The following is a 20,332-nucleotide window of genomic DNA, read 5'->3' on the forward strand; positions in this document are numbered from 1 at the left end:
AAGTGATTAGTCCGAGCAATCGAATTTTGGACAACCATATTGTTGACAATTTGGTTGTCATCGGTGATATCCCAAATATCATGGACAAAGATTTCGACCTCCTGTCCCGCAAAGGCCCCAGCGGCATCGAGATCGCGGACTTCATCCGCGCGCAGATCCGGTCCAGCCGCTATGTGCCCGGCCAGCGGCTGGTGGAGGTGGACATCATCCGCCAGACCGGCGGCAGTCGCTTCAAGGTGCGCGAAGCCCTGCAGCGGCTGGCGGCCGAGGGGCTGGTGGAGATCGAGGAATTCCGCGGCGCATCGGTGCGCGGCGCATCAATGGAGGAAGTGCGCCAGCTCTATCGCGCCCGCGCCGCGTTGGAAGGAATCTGCGCAGGCGACTTTGCCATGCATGCCAGCGCCGAGGACAAGCAGAAGCTGGTGGACCTAGCCAATGCGATGGAAGAGTGCGTGGAAGGCGGCGCACCCGAAAAGTTCGGCCAGCTCAACGCCGAATGGCACACATTGATCATGCACGGCACGCGCAACTTCGTGATCGAGGACCTGGTCAAGCGGCTGAGCACGCCAGTTCACCACCTGCTGTTCGAGAACTTCTATCGCAGCGAGCGGCTGCGCGAAGCGGCGCATGACCACCGCAAGATTGTGGCGGCGGTGCTGGCAGGCGACGGGCCCGCCGCCGAGGCGGCCATGCGCGGCCACGTGGAAAACGGCCACCAGTTCCTGCGCAACCTCGACCGCGCCGTGCACCACGGCGGGATCGATATCTGACGCTTGCGCAGTCCGGCTAGCCGCCGGCTGCGCGCGGGGGCTTGCAGTTGCTGGTTGCCAGTTGCGGCAATTCTAGCGCCTGAGCCTCCGGCGTACCGCAATAGCCGGGCAGGCCGTCACGCGGGGACTGGGTGGCATCCCACGCGGCCCACGCGGCCTTCAGGTCCGCTGCCAGGTCAGGCTCGGCATCCTTGCGGTTGGCGCGTTCGTGGGTGTCCGCCGACAGGTCGTAGAGGAACTCGTTGCCCTCGATCGAATACCACTTCCAGTGGCCCCGCCGCACGGCGCGCTGGTCATGCCCCTGGAAGTTGAAGAACAGCGTGCGGTCCTGCCGCTGGCCGCCCTGCAGCAGGCCCAGCAGCGGCATCCCGTCCACCGCCGCCACGTCATAGGTTACCCCGGCGGCCTCCAGCATGGTGGGAAACCAGTCCATCGTCGCCACCATCTGGTCGCTCACCTGCCCGGCGCGCAGCACACGCGGATAGCGGATGATGGCAGGCACGCGGATGCCGCCTTCCAGCAGGTATCCCTTGGTGCCGCGGAACGGCCAGACTTCCGAATAGCGCTCGCCCCCGTTGTCGCTGGTGAAGATCACGAGGGTGTCGTGGGTCAGGCCAAGGTTGTCGATGGCGCGCAGCACGCGGCCGGTGTTGCGGTCCATGCTTTCGGTCATCGCCGCATAGACTTCCAGCGAGCCGCCATCGTTATGGTTGCCCTGGGTGCCCAGGGCAAAGTCCTCCGGCCCTTCCCACGGCCAGTGGGGTGCGCTGAAGTGCAGGTTCATGGCAAACGGCTGACCGGCCGCAACGGCCCCTTCAATCCGCCTGATCGCCTCGTCCGCCAGCAGCGTGGTCATGTAGCCCTCGCGCTCCACCGGATCGCGGCCTTCCATCAGCGCAGGTTCGCCCAGGTATTCGTGGGTGAAATAGTCGAGCCCGCCGCCCAGGAAGCCGAAGAACTCGTCATAACCGAAGTTGAGCGGGCTGCCCCTTTCGGTCGGCCCCAGATGCCACTTGCCCACCAGCGCGGTGCGATAGCCGGCCTGCTGCAGCAGCTTCATGTAGGTGTCGTAGCCTTCGGGGATCGCCGTCTCGCCCCATTCCCCGGCGCTGAACGGCTCCACCCGCCCGGTGCGGAAGTGGGTGTTATAGCGGCCCGTGGCCAGCGCCAGCCGGGTGCACGAGCAGACCGGCGAATTGGCATAGGCATCGGTCAGCTTCACGCCCTGCGCGGCCAGCAGGTCAAGCTCGGGGGTGCGGATATGGCGCGAACCATAGCACGACAGGTCCGCCCAGCCCATGTCATCGGCCATGATGAACAGGATGTTGGGGCGGCGTGCCGTGCCGCCGGTATCCTGTGCACGGACGGGCGCCCCGCCCACCAGTGCGGCGGCCCCGGCACTGCCCAGCAGGGTGCGGCGGGTAACGGATGTGCTTGCCATAGAACCTTCGGGCCTTTCATTGGCGCGACCGGCGGTCCTCTCCCCACCAGCGCGCCGGATCTCGGCCACCACCACGCCCAGAATGCCGCATTCGATACGCGCGGCAAGCATTTTCCTTTGCGGGACGCGGCCCTCAGTGGTTGTCGCGCGGCACGCCCTGTGTCTGCGCCAGGCGCTGGTATTTCTCGCTGCCTTCCAGGATCGCCCCGCTGTCTAGCTGGCCGACCAGCTTGCGCTGGATTTCCTGCCACGGGGTTTGCGATGCCGGAAACTGGTAGCCGCCACCGGCCGCCAGCTCGGCCCGGCGGGCGTCCAGTTCCGCCTCCTCCAGCAACACGTCCACGCGCCGCGACTTCAGGTCCACCCGCAGCCGGTCACCGGTCTTGAGCAGCGCCAAGCCGCCCGCCACCGCCGCTTCCGGGCTGACATTGAGGATCGAGGGGCTGCCGCTGGTGCCCGACTGGCGGCCGTCACCGACACACGGGATGGCATCGATGCCCTGGCTGATCAGGTAGGCGGGGGGCCGCATGTTGACCACTTCGGCCGCGCCCGGATAGCCCACCGGCCCCGCTCCGCGCATCACCAGGATGGTGTTGTCATCCAGCGCCATCGCGGGATCGTCGATCCGGTGGTGGTAGTCCTCCGGCCCGTCGAACACGGCCACGGTGCCGGTAAAGGCTTCGGGGTCGGCCGGATCGGACAGGTAGCGGGCGCGGAAATCGGCGCTGATGGCGCTGGTCTTCATGATCGCCGCATCGAACAGATTGCCCGACAGGACCAGAAAGCCGGCGTTCTCCACCAGCGGCTGGCCCCAGGGATGGATCACCGCCTCTTCCTCGATGGCAACGCCGCGGCAGTTCTCGCCGATGGTGCGCCCGTTCACGGTCAGCGCATCTTCGGCGATCAGCCCTGCCCCCATCAGCTGGTTGACCACGGCGGGCACGCCGCCCGCGCGATAGTAATCTTCGCCCAGGTATTCACCCACCGGCTGCAGGTTGACCAGCAGCGGCACCTCATGGCCCAGCCGCTCCCATTCCTTCAGCGGCAGGTCCACGCCCACGTGGCGGGCCATCGCGGCCAGGTGGATCGGCGCATTGGTAGAGCCGCCGATGGCCGAATTGACGACGATGGCGTTGCGGAACGCGTCCAGCGTCATGATGTCCGATGGCTTCAGGTCCTCGGCCACCATGTCCACGATCCGCTTGCCGGTGCGCCAGGCGCATTCCTGCCGGTCGCGATAGGGCGCGGGAATGGCGGCGGAACCGGGCAGCATCATGCCCAGCGCCTCGGCCAGGCTGTTCATCGTGGTGGCCGTGCCCATGGTGTTGCAATAGCCGGTGCTGGGCGCGGACGAGGCGACCAGGCGGATGAACTGCGCATCGTCGATCTGGCCGGTGGCCAGCAGTTGCCGCGCCTTCCACACGATGGTGCCGGACCCCGTGCGCTCGCCCTTGTGCCATCCGTTGAGCATGGGGCCGACCGACAGGGCAATGGCCGGGATATTCACCGTGGCCGCCGCCATCAGGCAAGCGGGCGTGGTCTTGTCACACCCGGTGGTCAGCACCACGCCATCGATCGGATAGCCGTAGAGCGCTTCGACCAGCCCCAGGTAGGCCAGGTTCCGGTCCAGTCCCGCCGTGGGCCGCTTGCCGGTTTCCTGAATCGGGTGGACGGGGAATTCCAGTGGAATGCCGCCCGCTTCGCGGATCCCGTCGCGCAAGCGCTCGGCCAGCACCAGGTGATGCCGGTTGCAGGGCGACAGGTCGCTGCCGGTCTGGGCGATGCCGATGATTGGCTTGCCCGATTGCAGTTCCTCAAGGCTGAGGCCGAAGTTCAGGTAGCGCTCCAGGTAGAGCGCCGTCATGTCGATGTTGGCGGGGTTGTCGAACCACTCGCGCGAGCGGAGTTTGCGGCCTTCAGTCACCGGCTTGTCGCTCACTGGGCGGCCCCGCAATCGCACGAGACGCGATAGACCATTTCGTGGTGGTAGGGCTGGCCCGGATTCACCCGTGCGGACACGAAGCCCGGCTGGTTGGGCGCATCCGGGAACTTCTGCGGCTCCAGCGCAATGCCGTCGCCCTGGCGATAGGCCAGGTTGCCACGACCATAGACGGTGCCATCGAGGAAGTTGCCGGTGTAGAACTGCACGCCCGGCTCGGTAGTCAGCACTTCCAGAACGCGGCCCGATGCCGGGTCTTCCAGCCGCGCGGCAAGCTGCGGGGTGGCGGTTACGCCCTTGTCGAGTGCGAAGTTGTGGTCATAGCCGCGGCCCAGGCGGATCTGCTCGTCGGTCCCGGCGCGCAGCCCCTCCGCGATCAGGCGGGGCTGGCGGAAGTCGAACACCGTGCCTGCCACGGCGCGCAGTTCCCCGGTGGGGATCAGCCCGCCATCGACCGGAGTGTAATGCGTTGCGGGAATGGTCAGCACGTTGACCATCGCCCCTTGCGGCGCGCCTGCGCCGGCCATGTTGAACAGGGCATGGTTGGTCATGTTGACGATGGTGGGCGCATCAGTGACGGCATCGAAGGTGATGCCCAGCGCGCCCTGTTCGTCCAGCGAATAGGTGACGCGCACGTCCAGGTTACCGGGATAGCCGGCATCGCCATCCGGACTGCGGTGGGCCAGCACCACGCGCGCCACCGGGCCACTCTCCACCGAGACCACGCGCCAGGTCACCTTGTCGAACCCCGCGCCGCCGCCGTGCAGCGAATTGGCCCCGTCATTGGCGGGCAGGCGGTATTCGCGTCCGTCCAGCGTGAAGCGCGCCCCGGCGATGCGGTTGGCATAGCGGCCCACGGTGACGCCGAAGAAATTGGGGAAGCGTTCGTAATCGGCGGCATCGTCATGGCCCAGCACCACGTCGGCCACCTCGCCCCCGCGCCCAGGCACCAGCAGCGATTGCAGCGTGGCACCATAGGTGAGCACGCGGGCCGTGATGCCATGCGAATTGCTGAGCACGATCGCCTCGATCGGGGTTCCGTCGGCGAGCTGCCCGGCATTCTCGCGCCGCGCCTCGCCCGCCGTGGCGGCAGGTGCCAGCGCCAGCACGGCCAGCATTGCCCCTGCGGCCGAAGCCACCCGTTTACCCGCAGCCCGCATCATGCGCCCCTTCACCGATTGACCTTCTGATGGAGCGCATATACTCCGACAAAAAACGGCCGCGCAAGTGTTGCGATCTTGTGGCTGGCCCGATCGATCTGAGGGGATCTGCGAAAATGGCCGAGAGCACCACCGAATCTGCCCAGACATCCGCAGGCGGCACCCGGTACGGTCCGGCGCTGGCGCTGCTGGCCAGCCTGTTCTTCATGTGGGGCTTCATCACGGTCATCAACAACACGCTGCTGCCGCACCTGCGCAGCGTGTTCGACCTGAACTATACCCAGACTACCCTGATCGAGAGCGTGTGGTTCATCGCCTATTTCGTCGCCTCGATCCCCTCGGCCATGCTGATCCGGCGGATCGGTTACAAGCCTTCGCTGGTGGTGGGCCTGTGCGTGATGGCGGCGGGATCGCTGGGCATGGTGCCGGCGGCGCAGATCCCCAGTTATGGCGTCACGCTGGTGGCGCTGTTCGTCATCGCCTGCGGCATCACCCTGCTGCAGGTGGCCGCCAACCCCTATGTCGCCGTGGTCGGCCCGCCGGAGAGCGCCGAATCGCGCCTGACGCTGGTCCAGGCGTTCAATTCGATGGGCACCTTCTTCGCGCCCTATTTCGGCGGCTACCTGATCCTGTCACGCACCACCGGCGGCACATCGCTGGAAGGCACCCAGCTAACCGCGGCAGAGAAGCTGGCTGACGCGCAGGCGACGCAGCTGCCCTATATGCTGGTGGCAGGTGTGCTGCTGGTGATCGCGCTGATCATCTGGCGTTCCAACCTGCCGGCGCTGGGTGCAGCCACCAAGCGCGCAGGGGTGGAGGCGCGCAAGGGCATGTCACTGTGGGCGCACAAGAACCTGGTCTATGCCGTGCCCGCCATCTTCATCTACCTGATCGCCGAGATCGGCGTGGCCAACCTGTTCATCAACTTCGTGATCCAGCCAGACATTGCCGGCATCACCCCGGCGCAGGCGGCCAATTACCTGGTGCTGCTGTGGGGTGGGATGATGGTGGGGCGCTTTGCCGGCAGCTACCTGATGCGGCGGTTCGATGCGCGCCGGGTGCTGGCCTGCTTTGCCCTGTTCGCGCTGCTGGTGATGATCGGTGCTGCGACCCTGCATGGCCCCGTAGCCATGTGGTGCCTGATCCTGGTGGGCCTTGGCCATTCGATCATGTTCCCCACCATCTTTGCCCTTGGCATCAAGGGGCTGGGGCCGCTGACGGAGGAGGCATCGGGCCTGCTGATCATGGCCATCGCCGGCGGCGCGCTGGTGGTGGTGCAGGGCTGGCTGGCCGACGGTTATGGCCTGCAGACCAGCTTCTGGCTTACCGTGGCCTGCGAGGTCTACATCATCTGGTACGCGCTGGTGGGTGCCAGGCCCACGGGGCCGCAGTACGATTGAGGCCGGCAGGGGCGGCTATTCGCCGTCCATCGCGTCCTGCGTATCGGCCAGGGCCAGTTCCACCAGTGTGCGCATCGCCTGGGTTGCGCCCTCCACATCCTGCGCGGCGATGGCATCGAACACCCGCACGTGATCGGGCAGCGGGTTCCGCGGCAGTTCGCGGGCGCGCTGCTTGAACTGGGTGGTCCAGTTGACCGCCGCACCGATGCCCGCAGCCAGCGCCTGCACCGCATCGTTGCCGGTGGCACGCAGGATTGCCTTGTGAAAATCGCGGTCCGCCGCGCGCCCTTCTTCCGAGGCCAGCGAGTGGCGGCGCATCAGGGCCAGCGCCTCGCGCATCTCGGCCAGTTGCAGCCGGTCACGCCGTGCGGCAGCCATGCCCGCCGCCGCCGGTTCCACCACGGCACGCAGCTCGAACAGGTCGCGCACGAACTTGCGGTCCGGCGTGCGGGCAAAGGCCCAGGCCAGCACATCGGGGTCCAGCACGTTCCAGCGGCTGCGCGGCAGTACGCGGGTGCCCGCCTTGGGGCGGCTTTCCACCAGGCCCTTGGCGGTCAGCACCTGCATCGCCTCGCGATAGGCGCTGCGCGAAACGTTCAGCTCCTCGGCAAAGGCCACTTCACCCGACAGGACATCGCCCGGTGCATACTCGCCGCTAACGATGGCGATGCCCAACTTGTTGGCCACGGCGCCGTGCAGGCGCCGGCCCGGCCGCCGCACGGCTGCGCGTTCCACGTCATCGTCGCCAGTTTCGTTCACCGGGCACCCCTGTTGATCCTGTCCGGCCTACCCCCGTGGGCCGCGTGCTGGCAAGCCATGTTGCAATGCCCCGCCCGCTTCGATATGTCGGAGTAATAGGAAGGGGTGGACTCGTGGCAATCAGGCTGGGCATCGTGGGCACGGGCAAGATCGTGCGCGATCAGCACCTGGCCGCGATTGCGGGCAATCCCGCCTTTGCCCTGCTTGCCACCGCCGATCCTGCCGCTGCCGCCATGACCGGTGTGCCGCACTATCCCGATATGGCGGCCATGCTGGCAGCCCACACGGACATCCAGGCGCTGGCCATCTGCACCACTCCGCAGGTGCGCGGGCAACTGGTGCTGGATGCCGTGGCGCGCGGCCTGCACGTGCTGTGCGAGAAGCCGCCCGCCAGCGGCATGGCGCAGGCGCAGGCCATGGCCGATGCCGCGCACGCAGGCGGCGTCACGCTGTTTGCCGCGTGGCACTCGCGCTTCGCCGCCGGGGTAGAACCGGCGCGTGCCTGGCTGGCCGGCAGGGCTATCAGATCCATCTCCATTACCTGGCGCGAAGACGTGTGCCACTGGCACCCCGGCCAGCGCTGGATCGACCTGGCAGGTGGCATGGGAGTGTTCGATCCGGGCATCAACGCCCTCTCGATCCTCACCGCCCTGCTGGCAGAGCCGGTGACCATGGCCAGTGCCAGCCTGGAGGTGCCGGACAACTGGCAGACCCCGATCGCCGCCCGCCTTGCCATGCGCACCGCGTCCGGCCTGCCGGTCGCCGCCGACTTCGACTTTCGCCAGCAGGGTCCGCAAACCTGGCGGATTGCCGTGGAGACCGATGCCGGCACGCTGGCGCTGGACCTTGGCGGGGCGCATCTCACCCTGCCGGGCCAGGCCGCCTCCCCGCCTGCACCCGATGGCGAATATGCCGCGCTATATGCCCGCTTTGCCGACCTGATCGCACGGGGAGAGAGCGACTTCGACCTGGCCCCGCTGGCCCTGGTGGCCGACGCCTTCCTGCTGGGCGAGCGCCACCCTGCCCCCGCCTTCACCCACTGACAGCATAGACTCACGAGAGGATCACCCGCCATGCTGACTACCCTGCGCAAATCGCTCTGTGCCGCCGTGGCGCCAGCCGCGCTTTGCATGGCCGCGCTCGCCGCCACAGCCCCGCAGGTGCAGGCCCAGGACGCGCGCGGCACGATCCGCGCCTATGATCCCGGCCCCACCTATGACCGGCGCATCTTCACCCAGTTTGCCGAGCACCTGGGCACCGGCATCTACGGCGGGCTCTATGTCGGTACGGATAGCCCGATCCCCAACACCAACGGCTTCCGCAACGACGTGATCGGCGCGCTGCGCGAGCTGCGCGTGCCGGTGGTGCGCTGGCCGGGCGGCTGCTTTGCCGACGAATATCACTGGCGCGAAGGCATCGGGGCCAACCGCCCGGTCAAGATCAACACCCACTGGGGCGGGGTGACCGAGCCCAACGCGGTCGGCACGCACGAGTTCTTCGAACTGATCGACCAGCTCGATGCCGAAGCCTACATCTCCGGCAATGTCGGCAGCGGCACGCCACGCGAGATGGCCGAGTGGGTCGAGTACATCACCAGCCCCGCCGGCAGCCTGGCCGAGGAACGCGCCGCCAACGGCCGGGCCGAGCCCTGGGCCCTGCCCTATTTCGGCTTGGGCAACGAGTTGTGGGGCTGTGGCGGCAACATGCGCGCCGAATATGCCGCCGACGAGACGCGCCGCTATGCCACCTTCGTCAAGGCTCCAGCAGGCACGCAGATCATCAAGATCGCCAGCGGGGCAAGCGACGACGACGTGGAATTCACCCGCACCATGATGCAGCAGACCGTGCGCCAGGTGGATGCCCTTTCGCTGCACCACTACACCGTGCCCGGTGGCTGGCCGCCCAGCCGCAGTGCCACGCAGTTCGGCGAGGACCAGTGGGCCGAAACGCTCGCTGGGGCCTATGAGATCGACCAGATCCTGGCCAGCCACATTGCAGTGATGGACCAGTACGATCCCGACAACCGCGTGTGGCTGGCACTGGACGAATGGGGTGCCTGGTATGCGCCCGAACCCGGCACCAACCCGGGCTTCCTGCAGCAGCAGAACAGCTTGCGCGATGCGCTGCTGGCGGCGATCCACCTCAACGTCTTTGCCAAACATGCCGACCGCGTGAAGATGACCGCGATCGCCCAGATGGTGAACGTGCTGCAGGCGATGGTGCTGACCGACGGGGACCAGATGGTGCGCACGCCCACGTTCCACGTGTTCGAAATGTACGTGCCCTTCCAGGATGGCACCGTGCTGCCGCTGGACCTCGCCACGCCGGATTACACCTTTGGCGAGCATGCCATGCCCGCCATCAGCGCCTCGGCCGTGCGCGGCAGGGACGGCAAGACCTATGTTGCGCTGAGCAATGTCGATCCCGACACGGCCATCCCCGTGGCGCTGACGCTGGACGGGATGACCGCCCGGCAAGTGAGCGGCAGGGTGCTGACCGGCGCGGCGATCAATTCGCATAACACCGTTGCCCGGCCGGATGCCGTGGTGCCAGTAGCCTTCACCGGCGCGCGCATTGCCGATAGCCGTCTGAACGTTACCATGCCGGCCCGTTCGGTGGTGGTACTGCAACTCGACTGATCCCTGACAGGAGACCCGATGACCCTTCCCAGTTTCAAGCAACAGCTTGCCGCCGGCCGCCCGCTGGTGGGCCTGTGGCAGGCCCTGGCCAATCCCTATTCGGCGGAAATCTGTGCCCGGCAGGGGTTCGACTGGCTGCTGCTGGACGGCGAGCATTCGCCCAATTCGATCGAGAGCCTGCTGGCCCAGGCCCAGGCCATCGCCGCCTTCCCGGTTGAATGCATCGTGCGCGTGGCCTTTGGCGAGCCGGTGGTGATCAAGCAGTACCTTGACCTGGGCCTGCACACCCTGCTGGTGCCGATGGTGGAAACGGCGGAGCAGGCGGCCGGCCTGGTGCGCGCCTGCCGCTATCCGCCACACGGCATCCGCGGCGTGTCCAGCGCCACCAGCCGGGGGGCGAATTTCGGCATCGATGCGGATTACCTGCACACGGCCAGCGAGAAGATCACCCTGATCGTGCAGATCGAGAGCCGCCTGGGGCTGGAGAACGTGGCGGAAATCGCCGCGGTGGACGGGGTAGACGCGCTGTTCATCGGCCCGTCCGACCTGGCGGCATCGCTGGGCCACCTGGGCAATCCGCGCCATCCGGAGGTGACCGAGGCCATCGATGCCGCCTATGCCGCGATCAGCGCGGCAGGCAAGCCAGCGGGCATTTTCGCCCTTTCGCCGGACCACGCGAGAGCCTCGTTCGCGCAAGGCTTCGCCTTCGCTTCGGTGGGGACCGACATCGGCCTGATCATCAACGGCGCGCGCGACGTGCTGCAGGCCGTGCGCGGCTGATTACGAACAGGGGGAGAGAGACAATGCGGAAGACGATCGGGCACGCGCTGGCGCTTGCCATGGGACTGGTGATAGCGGGTTTGGCCATGCCGGCAGCGGCGCAGGTGGCAACCGAGGTGCCGCCCGCCGTGCCCGGCGCGGAAGCCGTGCGGCTAGAGCGGATCACGGTCCACTCGCGCGAGATCGAAGGCAACCTGCTGGGCACTCCGGCAGACCGGCCGGTGATCGTGGTGCTGCCCCCCAGTTATGACCGTGAACCGGGCCGCTATTACCCGGTGGTCTATGCCCTGCACGGCTATTCGATCGATGCCGAGCAGTGGATCCAGGAAATCCGCATCGAACAGACCGCCGCCGCCGCCTTTGCGCAGGGCACGCCGGAAATGATCCTGGTGCTGCCCAGCAGCAAGAACGTGTACAACGGCGCCTTTTATTCCAACAGCGTCACCACCGGCAATTTCGAGAACTTCATTGCCGACGAACTGGTGGCCCATATCGACAGCCGCTATCGCACGCTGGCCCGGCCCGAGAGCCGCGGGCTGGTGGGCCATTCGATGGGCGGCTATGGCGCCAGCCGCATCGGCGTGCGCCGCGCGGACCGCTATCGCGCGCTCTACCTGATGAGCCCGTGCTGCCAGTCCCCGCTGGGCATGCGCGGACTGACCGCCGCCGACGCGCAGGCGATCTTCGGCCTGACATCGCCCGAGCAGAGTGCGAGCCTGCCGTTCAACCAGCGCGGCACCATGGCCTTTTCCGCCGCCTATTCGCCCAACCCCAACCGCCCGCCGCTCTTTATCGACCTGCCGGTGGACGAGACGGGCACCGAACGGCCCGAGATCCTGGCCAAGTGGACCGCCAACGCCCCTCTGGCCTTCATCGACCAATATTCCACGCTGGTGCGCCAGTACCGCGCGGTGGGGCTGGATGTGGGCAACCGCGACGGGCTGGTCCGCGACACGACGCTGATGGCAGAAGCCATGCGCGCGCTGGGCGTGCCGACGGAGTTCGAGGTCTATGACGGCGACCACACCAACCGCCTGGCATTCCGCATGCAGGACAACGTGCTGCCGTTCTTCGGGCGCAACCTGGACTTTACCCAGCCCTGAGGGGCCTCAATCCCGGGGCCTGCCGGGGAAGAATGCAGGGGTGCAGCGCACATAGTCGGCAAATGCGAGGCCGTATTTCTCCGCCATGGCCGCCTCGGTCATCGCCGCGCCCGACCAGCGGGTGAGCGTGAAGGTGAGGAAGGCGAGGCCCGGCAGGCCCAGCAGCGCAGCCTGCCAACCTGCGTCCAGTGCCGCCAGCCACACGCCCCACCACACGCAGGCATCGCCAAAGTAGTTGGGGTGGCGGGTATAGCGCCACAGGCCCCGGTCCATCACCCGGCCCCTGTTTGCGGGATCGGCCTTGAACCGGGCCAACTGCCAGTCACCCACCCATTCGAACACGATGCCAACGGCCCACAGGGCCAGCCCCGCCCAGGCAAGCTGCCCAATCGCATCCCGCCCGCCCGCCAGCAGGATGCCCGCCTGCGCTGCCAGCGAAACGCCGAACAGCAGCACACCCTGGAGCAGCCAGACCTTCGCCAGGCTGGCGAGGGCAAAGCGGCCCCGCGCGCGGTCCTGCGCCAGGATACGGACATAGCGCGGGTCCTCGCCATGGCGCAGGAAACGCCGCAGCAGGTGCAGCGCCAGGCGCACCCCCCAGATCACGGTCATGGCGAGGATCAGCATGGCCAGAGCACCGGGCCGCCCGACCTGCGCGAAGCTGAGCGCGGCCAGGCCCGCCATGGCCCCGCCCCACACGGCATCGACAAACGAGACCTTGCCCGATGCCAGCGACAGCAGCCAGCAGGCCAGCGCCAGCCCGAAAGTGGCGGCAAGATTGATGCCGAGCGCGGGGAAGATCGCCTCACCCACCGGCCGACCCTTCGCCCCCTGGTGGCAGCGAGGCCTCGAGCACGTCCCAGCGCGGGCACCGGGGCATCACGCGGCGGTAATAGGCCAGCAGGCGCAGCATGTCGGCCCGGTAGTCCCCCGTGGGCATCACCGGATCACCCATGCCGCCCACCATCCTCTGATGGTCGACCCAGGCTGGCACGATCGGCACCTGCGCCCCCATGGCGATATGGTAGAAGCCGCTGCGCCACTTGCCGGTAGAACCGCGCGTGCCTTCAGGCGCGATGACCAGCGCCATCCGCCCGGCCTGCTCGAAGCCGCGGATCACGCTGCGGACATAGCCGCCCGGCTTGCTGCGATCCACCGGCATCCCGCCCATGTCGTACATGAAGCGCCTCAGCGGCCAACGGAACAGCGTGTGCTTGCCGATGAAGCTGGGTTCGATCCCCAGTTGCTCCACTGCCCCGGCAAAGAACACGAAGTCCCAGTTGCTGGTATGTGGCGCACCGACGATGATGAACTTGGGCAGGTCCGGGGCGCGGCCTTCCACGCGCCAGCCCTTCACCCGGAACAGCCAGCCCAGCAGGCGCCACATCAGGCGCGATGACAGCGACGGCTTCGAGTGCGGCACCCCGTTCCCCTTGATCCCCAGGTAGCGTGTAGCACGGGCGAACAAGCGGCGGAAAGGGGGCCCCTAGGCCGGGGTGTCTCCGTCACGCGCCCGCAGGTCGTTGTGGATGGCGGTGGCGGCCACGGCGGCATGGCCCATCGCCACGCTGATCTGGTCGAGCGCTGCCACCACGTCTCCCGCCGCGTAGAGGCCTGCAAGGCCCATGCGCTGGTGGCTGTCGGTCAGCACGCAACGCGCGCCGTCCAGCCGGAAGCCCAGCTGCGCGACCAGCTCGACATTGGGATCCGAACCCAGCGCGGGGTAGAGCGTATCGGCCTGGACCGTGCTGCCATCGGCGAAATGGAGGGTAACGCCACCGTCCGCAAAGTCATAGCGGGTAACGGGGCGCGGATCCCAGGCCACGCCCGCGCGGGCCAGGTCGGCCCGGTCCTTCTCGTGCAGTTCGCATTCCTGCCGGGTGTGCAGGGTGACTTGGGGGGAATAGTGGCGCAGGAACAGCGCCTCGGCCACGCCGTGGCTTTCCGCTCCCAGCACCACGATGCGCTGGCCGGTCACCTCGTGGGCATCGCAGATCGGGCAATAGCGTAGGGTGCCGGCATTCAGGGCGGCATCGTGCACGGCCTGCGGGATATCGGGCGCGCGGTTGTCTACCCCCGTGGCGAACAGGACAGTGCGGGTTTGCAATGTGCTGCCATCGGCCAGCGTGAGGCACCAGTCCGCCCCTCGCGCGGTGATCCCGGTGACGTTGCCCTGCCGCAGGTCCGCGCCGAACCCGCGCGCCTGCCGGGCCATCAGCGCCAGCAGTTCCTTGCCGGGAATGCCGTCAGGATAGCCCGGGTGGTTGTGGCTGCGCGGGATCATCGCCGCGCGGCTGCCGCCCCGGTCCACCAGCACCGCGCGCCGGTGGAACCGGGCAAGGTAGATCGCCGCAGTCAGGCCGGCCGGCCCGCCACCCACGATCACGCAATCGAGAAGGTCACTGTCAGCCCCCATGCGTGGCCAAACGCGCGAACGGCGCGCTGGCTCCCGCCGGCAATCCGCTCAGCGCTGCTGCGGCTGGTAAAACACCTGCGCGCCCGGCCCCAGCGGCAGGTCCAGCGCCACCCAGCCCACCACCATGGCCACGCCCACCACCATGAAGGTCAGCGCATAGGGCAGCATCAGCGCCAGCAGCGAGCCGACGCCGAAACCCGCATCCCACCGCCGGGCAAAGGCCAGGATCAGCGGGAAATAGCTCATCAGCGGGGTCATGATGTTGGTGTAGCTGTCCCCCATGCGATAGGCCGCCGTGGTCATTTCCGGGCTGATCCCCAGCAGCATGAACATCGGCACCACCACCGGCGCCAGCGCGCTCCACTTGGCGCTGGCCGAGCCGATGAACAGGTCGAGGAAGGATCCCAGCATCTGCACGCTGACCAGCAGCAACGGGGCGGGCAGCGCCAGGGCAGAGAGCACCTCGGCCCCGTCGATCGCCAGGATGGGGCCAAGCCGGCTCCAGTTGAACATGGCCACGAAATGCGCGGCGAAGAACACGAACACGATGTAAGGGGCCATCGCGCGGATGCCTTCCTGCATCATGTCGGTCACGTCCTTCGACGAACGGACCGTTCCCGCCGCGCTGCCGAAGGCGATGCCGCACAGCAGGAACAGCAGGAAGAACCCCGCCACCAGCGCCCCCAGCAGGGGCTGGAACTGCGCCGTGCCTTCCCCTTCCGCGTTGAACAGCGGGGCATAGCCGGGGACCAGGGTGAGCGCGGCGTAGGCGCCGATCACCAGCAGCGCAGCCAGCCCGGCACGGCGCAAACCCTTGCGCTCGGCCGGCTCCAGCCCGGTGCGGGCGAGGTCGGCCCGGGTCTGGTCATCCATCGCGCCCGACCATTGTCCCAGCCGGGGCTCGATTACCCGGTCGGTGATGAACCAGATGGCGGGGATATAGAGCACCACGATCGCCAGGATGAACCACCAGTTGCCCGCCGGGTTCATCACCCAGCCGGGCTCCACGATGCGTGCGGCTTCCTGCGTGAAGCCGAACAGCAGCACATCGATCTGGCCCGGCGTGATGTTGCCGGCATAGCCGCCCGAGACGGCCGCAAAGGCGGCCGCCAGTCCCGCCAGCGGATGGCGGCCCGCCGTCGCAAAGACCAGCGCCGCCAACGGCACATAGACCAGGTAGGCGGCATCGGATGCATGGTGCGAGACCATGCCCACCAGCGCCACCAGCGGGGTCAACAGGCCACGCGGCGCATTCCTCAGCGAAGCGCGGATCAGGGCAGACAGCAGGCCCGACCGCTCGGCCACCGCAGCACCCAGCATGATCGTCAGGATCAGGCCAAGCGGGGCAAAGCCCGCCATCGTGCGCGGCATTTCGGTCAGCAGGCGGGTGACGTTCTCGGCCGCCAGCAGGCTGGTGGCGCGATAGGTCAGCTTGCCGTCGGCCAGCACCGCGCCTTCGGGCGGGGTCTCGCCGGAATAGGGCAGGCTGGCGCTCCACCCCAGCGCCGCGCCCACGATCGACAGCACCACCAGTACGCCGATCAGCCAGACGAAGATCATCGTCGGTTCGGGCAGCAGGTTGCCCGCCCGTTCCACAAAACCCAGGAACCCGCGCTGGCGGGGGATGGCGGCGGGTTCGGGCGGGTTCATGCGGTCTCCGTCAGGGGGTGGATCGCGCCATTAGGCCGCTATTCGTCGCCCATGTCCAGATGCTGCGCCATGAACGGCAGGACCACGCTGGCAAAGCGTGCGCCGATCTTGTCGGTGTGGGTGCCTTCGTAAATCGCCCATTCGTGGGCGATGCCGAATTTCTCAAGCTCCTGGTGGATCAGCGTATCATCGGCCACCAGCCCGTCGCGGTCGCCCACGTCGACCCCGATGGCGGCGAAGCTGCGGAGCGCGCTCACATGGCTGGAAACCATCGCCAGCGGCGAATTGGCGGCCCAGCGGGCCAGCACCAGCCGGTCCACGCTACCATCTGCCGCAACCGGCCAGTCAACATAGAAGGGCGGGTTCTGCGGATTGGGTGCCCAGGCAACCGCACTGGCCAGGCCTGCGCGCATCCCGAAGCCGGCGGCATCCACCCCGTCACGCGGCACGGCGGCCATTGCGGCGGCGCTTTCGGGCGTCTCGGTGCGGGCGGAAACACAGCACGCGCTCTGCGCCCAGATCGCGTTGAACACGTCCGGATGGGTCATCCCCACCACCCACGTGCCATAGCCGCCCATCGAATGGCCCACCAATGCCCGCCCTTCGCGCCGGGCAATCGTGCGGAACCTGGCATCGATATACTGCACCAGATCGGTGGCGATGAAATCGCGGAAATTGCCCGTGGTGACGCTGTTGGAATACATCGAACCGCCCATGGCGGTCAGCGTATCGGGCACCACCACGATGAACTCGCGCCCTTGGTCCGCGTTCTGCGCCACGGCGGTGGGCACCTGCATGTAATCGTAGAAGTCGCGGCCGCTGATGGCGAAGCCGTGCAGGTAATAGACCACCGGATAGCGGCGATCCGGGTTGGTGGCATAGCTGGGCGGCAGCACCACCATCACCTCGCGGGTGGGCGCATTGCCCTCCAGATTGCCTTCCAGCGAGGGACCGTGGACCATCTCGGCCCGCACGGTGATCCCGGCCGGCACCACGGCATCGGGCGCGGTGATGTTCTGCGCCAAAGCGGGCGCAGCGAGGGCAAACAGGGGGGCCGCGAGGGCAGCGGCGAGTACGGTCTTCAACATCGCGGTCAATCCCGGTCGAGATGCTGGGCGAAGAAGGGCAGCACCTCGCTGCGGATGCGCTCGGCAATGCGGTTGCCGTGGTCGCCCTCGTACAGTTCGAACTGGTGCTCCACGCCGAACCGTTCAAGCTCGCGCAGGAACTGGCGGTTGCCTTCCAGCAGGAAATCCTGGTCACCGATATCGATGGCGAAGGCTTCCAGGGTGTTCAGCGCGGGCAGGTACTGCGGCAGCAGCACCACCGGGGAATTGGCGGCCAGCCGCTGGTTGACCAGCGGATCCACCGTGCCATCGGGTTGCAGGCCGGTATCGATCTTCAGGAAGCCTTCCGCCGTGGGGTCGGGCGACCAGGTGGCAAGCGTGGAGACGCTGGCCAACTGGCCGAAATTGGCGGCGGCCACATCGGCCTCGGTCATGGCCTCGATCCGGCGGGCGTCCTCGGGCGTCATGGTCATCGGCTGCAGGCAGCAGGCGCTCATCATGTAGATGCTGGAGAACACGTCCGGGTGCTTCATCGCCACGCGGATCGTGCCGTAGCCGCCCATAGAGTGGCCTGCGAGGCCCCGGCTGTCGGCATTGGGAATGGTGCGATAGTTGGCGTCCACCCAGGTCACCAGCTCGTCCGCCACCATGGTTTCGTAATCGCCCACGGTCGGACCGCTGGAATAGAACCCGCCCTTCAGCGCCGAATGGCCATCGGGCATCACCAGGATCACCTCGTTCCCCGCCTCGGCCGCGCCCTGCACGGCTTCGTCAAAGTGCATCATCTCCTGGTACATCTGCGGCGTGGCCCAGTAGCCGTGGAGAAAATAGACCACCGGATAGCGGCGGTCGGGATGCTCGTCATAGCCCGGCGGCGTGACCACCAGCACGGTGCGGTCGGCGGTGTTGCCTTCCAGGTTGCCGGCAATGGCGCGGCTGTGGAACGTTTCCCATGCAAGGCGCGCCCGGTCCTGCGCCTGGGCCCCCTGCACCGTCAGCGCGGCCAGTGCTGCCAATCCGATTGCCAATACCTTGCGCATGTCTCTCCTCCCCTGACGCGGTCTTTGCCGCTGATCGGCGGGGAGTTTTCAAAGCGCCGGCAGGCTTTGTCCAGCCTCACTTTGTATCAGGAGAGGGGGGTGCGGCTCAGGCCCCGAAGCCCGAGCCGTCGGGCCAGGTGGGGCCGGCCAGGGCCATCACCTTGAACAGCTCGCCCATCTGGTCCGGCAGCACCAGCCGGTCGCGCGCGCGCATCAGCACCTCGCGGTGCTGGGGGGCGAATTCGGCCAGCGATTCGGCGCGGTGGTGAATGCCCAGCGCGGTCAGCCAGGCGCCTTGCGTGGTCGATCCCATCCAGCGCGCGCCCCGCGACAGGGCCACCTGCTTCATCTGGTCGAAATCGACATGGGCGGTGAGGTCCGCCTCGCCCGGCATGGCGAAGGGATCGACCTTCTGGTGCCCGCGGATCGCCTGCAGGGTGGAGCCGGTGCGCGGGGCCAGGTAGCCATAGTCGATGAACAGGGCCACGCCGCCCTGCCCGGTCAGCCGCCCGGCCACCTCGAACAGCGTGGCCGCCGCGCCGGGGCAGGTCTCGATCACCGTGCCCACCGGCGCCTGGCGCCGCGCCTCGGGCACGGCCACATCCATCGGCTGGCGGCCGGCGACGAGGACGAATTCGTCGCCCTCCAGCCCCACCATCACCTCGCGCCAGCCATCGCCGGTCATCACCAGTTGGCGGATCGGCAGAGCATCGAGGAACTCGTTGGCCACCAGCAGCATGGGGCCCTTCACCGGCACGGTCGACAGGTCGTGATGGAAGAACGCGTCGGGCACCTGCACAAGCTGCTCGTCGCGCAGCTTCACCGATGCTTCCACCAGGTGCATGCGCGGTTCCAGGCCATAACGTTTCATCGCCCGGCGCGCATCGCGGGCCAGGAAACCGCGGCCCGGGCCAAGCTCCACATAATGCACCGGCTCGGTCCGCCCGGCGCGGATCCACAGGTCGGCCAGCCACAGGCCGATCAGCTCGCCGAACATCTGGCTGACTTCGGGCGCGGTGATGAAATCGCCGTGTTCGCCCAGCGCCTCGGCCTGGCTGTAATAGCGCGCGTTGCTCTCGCCCATGAACTGCATCAGGCTGATCGGCCCGGTGGAGTGGATCAGCCGGCGGAAGATGTCCGCCTGCGCGCCGTCAGCCATCGGATGCTTCCGCCGGCGGCACGTAACCGCTGGCGAGTGGCGGGCGCCTGAGCGCGCGGACCACGAAGAACAGGCCCACCGCGATCAGCGGAATGGTCAGCCACTGGCCCATGTTGAGGCCGGTTTCGGCAGCAAACTCGGCCAGTTGCGCGTCGGGCTCGCGGAAGAATTCCACGGTGAAACGGCCCAGGCCGATCATGGCCGTGAACAGACCCACCAGCAGGCCGGGGCGATACCGGGCGCCCGTTTTCCAGAACAGCGGGATCAGCACCAGCATGATGATCAGCCCTTCCAGCGCGGCTTCGTAAAGCTGGCTGGGGTGGCGCGGGGTGAAGGTGGACAGGCAGGTGCCGGAAATGTCGCGCCCCAGGTCGCAGAAGGTCATCGCCCAGGGCACGCCCTCGCCCGCCGCGCGGCCCCACAGTTCGCCGTTCACAAAGTTGGCCAGCCGGCCGAAGAACATGCCGAAGCCTACGTTGACCGCGATATAGTCTGCCACCCGCAGGAACGGCAGCTTGCCCCGGCGGCTGACCCAGGCCATCGCCAGCAGCACGCCGATCAGGCCGCCGTGGAAGCTCATCCCCCCGTCCCACAGCCGCAACAGCTTCCAGCTGACGATGCCGTCACCCTCGAACCCGGTCCACAGGCTCTGGTCGTAGAACGTGGCATAGCCCAGCCGCCCGCCCACGATCACGCCCAGCATGCAGTAGAAGAAAAGGTCTTCCACATGGCGCGCCGCCATCGGCGCGCCGGGGGCCTTGATCATCTTCGACAGGTGCCAGGCGGCCAGCAGCAGGCCGCCAAGGTAAGCCAGCGAATAGAACCGCAGGGTGAAGAAGCCCAGATCGATCCCCGGCTTGAAACCCAGATCTGCCCAGTTGATGACGCCACTGGCGGAAGCGGCCAGGAATTCCAGCATGGTCGTTAAGCGCCCTTTGCAACGTGGCCCAAGCCAATGGCACACCCCGTTGGCTGGGAAAAGCCCATTGGCGTTTTGCAAACGCGCGGC

At 67.5% G+C, this 20,332-nt stretch carries 18 protein-coding genes; 6 read left to right on the top strand and 12 right to left on the bottom strand.

The window, feature by feature from the left end; genetic code table 11:
• Positions 1 to 80 precede the first annotated feature (80 nt).
• Entirely contained in the window at positions 81 to 770 is a 690-nt protein-coding gene (locus tag GRI99_RS04140) for a GntR family transcriptional regulator (RefSeq protein WP_160770689.1), read from the top strand.
• A 16-nt stretch (positions 771 to 786) separates the two neighbouring features.
• Here GRI99_RS04140 and GRI99_RS04145 read toward each other — a convergent pair whose 3' ends face one another.
• The 3 genes from GRI99_RS04145 to GRI99_RS04155 all read right to left on the bottom strand — a co-directional run bounded on the left by GRI99_RS04145 (position 787) and on the right by GRI99_RS04155 (position 5,310).
• Positions 787 to 2,211, bottom strand: coding sequence for a sulfatase-like hydrolase/transferase (locus GRI99_RS04145; RefSeq protein ID WP_160770690.1), 1,425 nt, complete (start codon positions 2,209 to 2,211; stop codon positions 787 to 789).
• 133 nt (positions 2,212 to 2,344) lie between these two features.
• Entirely contained in the window at positions 2,345 to 4,150 is a 1,806-nt protein-coding gene (locus GRI99_RS04150; RefSeq protein ID WP_337192857.1) for an IlvD/Edd family dehydratase, read from the bottom strand.
• Positions 4,147 to 5,310 (bottom strand): aldose epimerase family protein, encoded by a 1,164-nt coding sequence (locus GRI99_RS04155; protein WP_237438147.1) that lies wholly within the window; start codon positions 5,308 to 5,310, stop codon positions 4,147 to 4,149. The genes GRI99_RS04150 and GRI99_RS04155 overlap by 4 nt, the downstream gene beginning before the upstream one ends.
• A gap of 116 nt (positions 5,311 to 5,426) precedes the next feature.
• Between GRI99_RS04155 and GRI99_RS04160 the strand changes: the two genes are divergently transcribed.
• The gene (locus GRI99_RS04160) at positions 5,427 to 6,710 is read left to right on the top strand and encodes a sugar MFS transporter (protein ID WP_202392911.1); all 1,284 of its coding nucleotides are present in this window, start codon (positions 5,427 to 5,429) and stop codon (positions 6,708 to 6,710) included.
• A 15-nt stretch (positions 6,711 to 6,725) separates the two neighbouring features.
• Here GRI99_RS04160 and GRI99_RS04165 read toward each other — a convergent pair whose 3' ends face one another.
• Positions 6,726 to 7,469 (bottom strand): FadR/GntR family transcriptional regulator, encoded by a 744-nt coding sequence (locus tag GRI99_RS04165; protein WP_337192858.1) that lies wholly within the window; start codon positions 7,467 to 7,469, stop codon positions 6,726 to 6,728.
• A gap of 65 nt (positions 7,470 to 7,534) precedes the next feature.
• Between GRI99_RS04165 and GRI99_RS04170 the strand changes: the two genes are divergently transcribed.
• From GRI99_RS04170 to GRI99_RS04185, 4 genes are read left to right on the top strand one after another with little or no spacing between them, the layout of a single operon-like run.
• Positions 7,535 to 8,512, top strand: a complete 978-nt coding sequence (locus tag GRI99_RS04170) for a Gfo/Idh/MocA family protein (protein ID WP_160770693.1) — start codon at positions 7,535 to 7,537, stop codon at positions 8,510 to 8,512.
• Positions 8,513 to 8,542: 30 nt separating this feature from the next.
• A complete protein-coding gene (locus GRI99_RS04175; protein WP_160770694.1) occupies positions 8,543 to 10,108 on the top strand; it encodes an alpha-N-arabinofuranosidase in 1,566 nt (521 codons plus the stop codon).
• Positions 10,109 to 10,126: 18 nt separating this feature from the next.
• On the top strand, positions 10,127 to 10,888 hold the full coding sequence (locus tag GRI99_RS04180; protein WP_160770695.1) for an HpcH/HpaI aldolase family protein: 762 nt from the start codon (positions 10,127 to 10,129) through the stop codon (positions 10,886 to 10,888).
• 23 nt (positions 10,889 to 10,911) lie between these two features.
• Positions 10,912 to 11,991, top strand: a complete 1,080-nt coding sequence (locus GRI99_RS04185) for an alpha/beta hydrolase (protein WP_160770696.1) — start codon at positions 10,912 to 10,914, stop codon at positions 11,989 to 11,991.
• 6 nt (positions 11,992 to 11,997) lie between these two features.
• Here GRI99_RS04185 and GRI99_RS04190 read toward each other — a convergent pair whose 3' ends face one another.
• The 8 genes from GRI99_RS04190 to lgt form a co-directional block, all read right to left on the bottom strand.
• The gene (locus GRI99_RS04190; protein ID WP_160770697.1) at positions 11,998 to 12,804 is read right to left on the bottom strand and encodes a DUF1295 domain-containing protein; all 807 of its coding nucleotides are present in this window, start codon (positions 12,802 to 12,804) and stop codon (positions 11,998 to 12,000) included.
• Positions 12,797 to 13,414 carry a lysophospholipid acyltransferase family protein gene (locus tag GRI99_RS04195; protein WP_337192859.1) on the bottom strand — a complete coding sequence of 206 codons (618 nt, stop codon included), beginning with the start codon at positions 13,412 to 13,414 and terminating at the stop codon, positions 12,797 to 12,799. Before GRI99_RS04195 ends, GRI99_RS04190 begins: the two co-directional genes overlap by 8 nt.
• Before the next feature lie 63 nt (positions 13,415 to 13,477).
• Positions 13,478 to 14,407 carry an NAD(P)/FAD-dependent oxidoreductase gene (locus tag GRI99_RS04200; protein ID WP_160770698.1) on the bottom strand — a complete coding sequence of 310 codons (930 nt, stop codon included), beginning with the start codon at positions 14,405 to 14,407 and terminating at the stop codon, positions 13,478 to 13,480.
• A gap of 48 nt (positions 14,408 to 14,455) precedes the next feature.
• Entirely contained in the window at positions 14,456 to 16,057 is a 1,602-nt protein-coding gene (locus GRI99_RS04205; RefSeq protein WP_160770699.1) for an AbgT family transporter, read from the bottom strand.
• Between the two features lie 38 nt (positions 16,058 to 16,095).
• Positions 16,096 to 17,145 carry an alpha/beta hydrolase gene (locus GRI99_RS04210; protein WP_160770700.1) on the bottom strand — a complete coding sequence of 350 codons (1,050 nt, stop codon included), beginning with the start codon at positions 17,143 to 17,145 and terminating at the stop codon, positions 16,096 to 16,098.
• A gap of 5 nt (positions 17,146 to 17,150) precedes the next feature.
• Entirely contained in the window at positions 17,151 to 18,164 is a 1,014-nt protein-coding gene (locus tag GRI99_RS04215; protein WP_160770701.1) for an alpha/beta hydrolase, read from the bottom strand.
• A 106-nt stretch (positions 18,165 to 18,270) separates the two neighbouring features.
• Positions 18,271 to 19,323, bottom strand: a complete 1,053-nt coding sequence (locus GRI99_RS04220) for a class I SAM-dependent methyltransferase (RefSeq protein WP_160770702.1) — start codon at positions 19,321 to 19,323, stop codon at positions 18,271 to 18,273.
• Positions 19,316 to 20,242, bottom strand: a complete 927-nt coding sequence (lgt, locus tag GRI99_RS04225) for a prolipoprotein diacylglyceryl transferase (RefSeq protein ID WP_160770703.1) — start codon at positions 20,240 to 20,242, stop codon at positions 19,316 to 19,318. Before lgt ends, GRI99_RS04220 begins: the two co-directional genes overlap by 8 nt.
• Positions 20,243 to 20,332 lie beyond the last annotated feature (90 nt).

This window comes from Alteraurantiacibacter buctensis (assembly GCF_009827655.1).
In the GTDB taxonomy this organism is placed as follows: Bacteria; Pseudomonadota; Alphaproteobacteria; order Sphingomonadales; family Sphingomonadaceae; genus Alteraurantiacibacter; species Alteraurantiacibacter buctensis.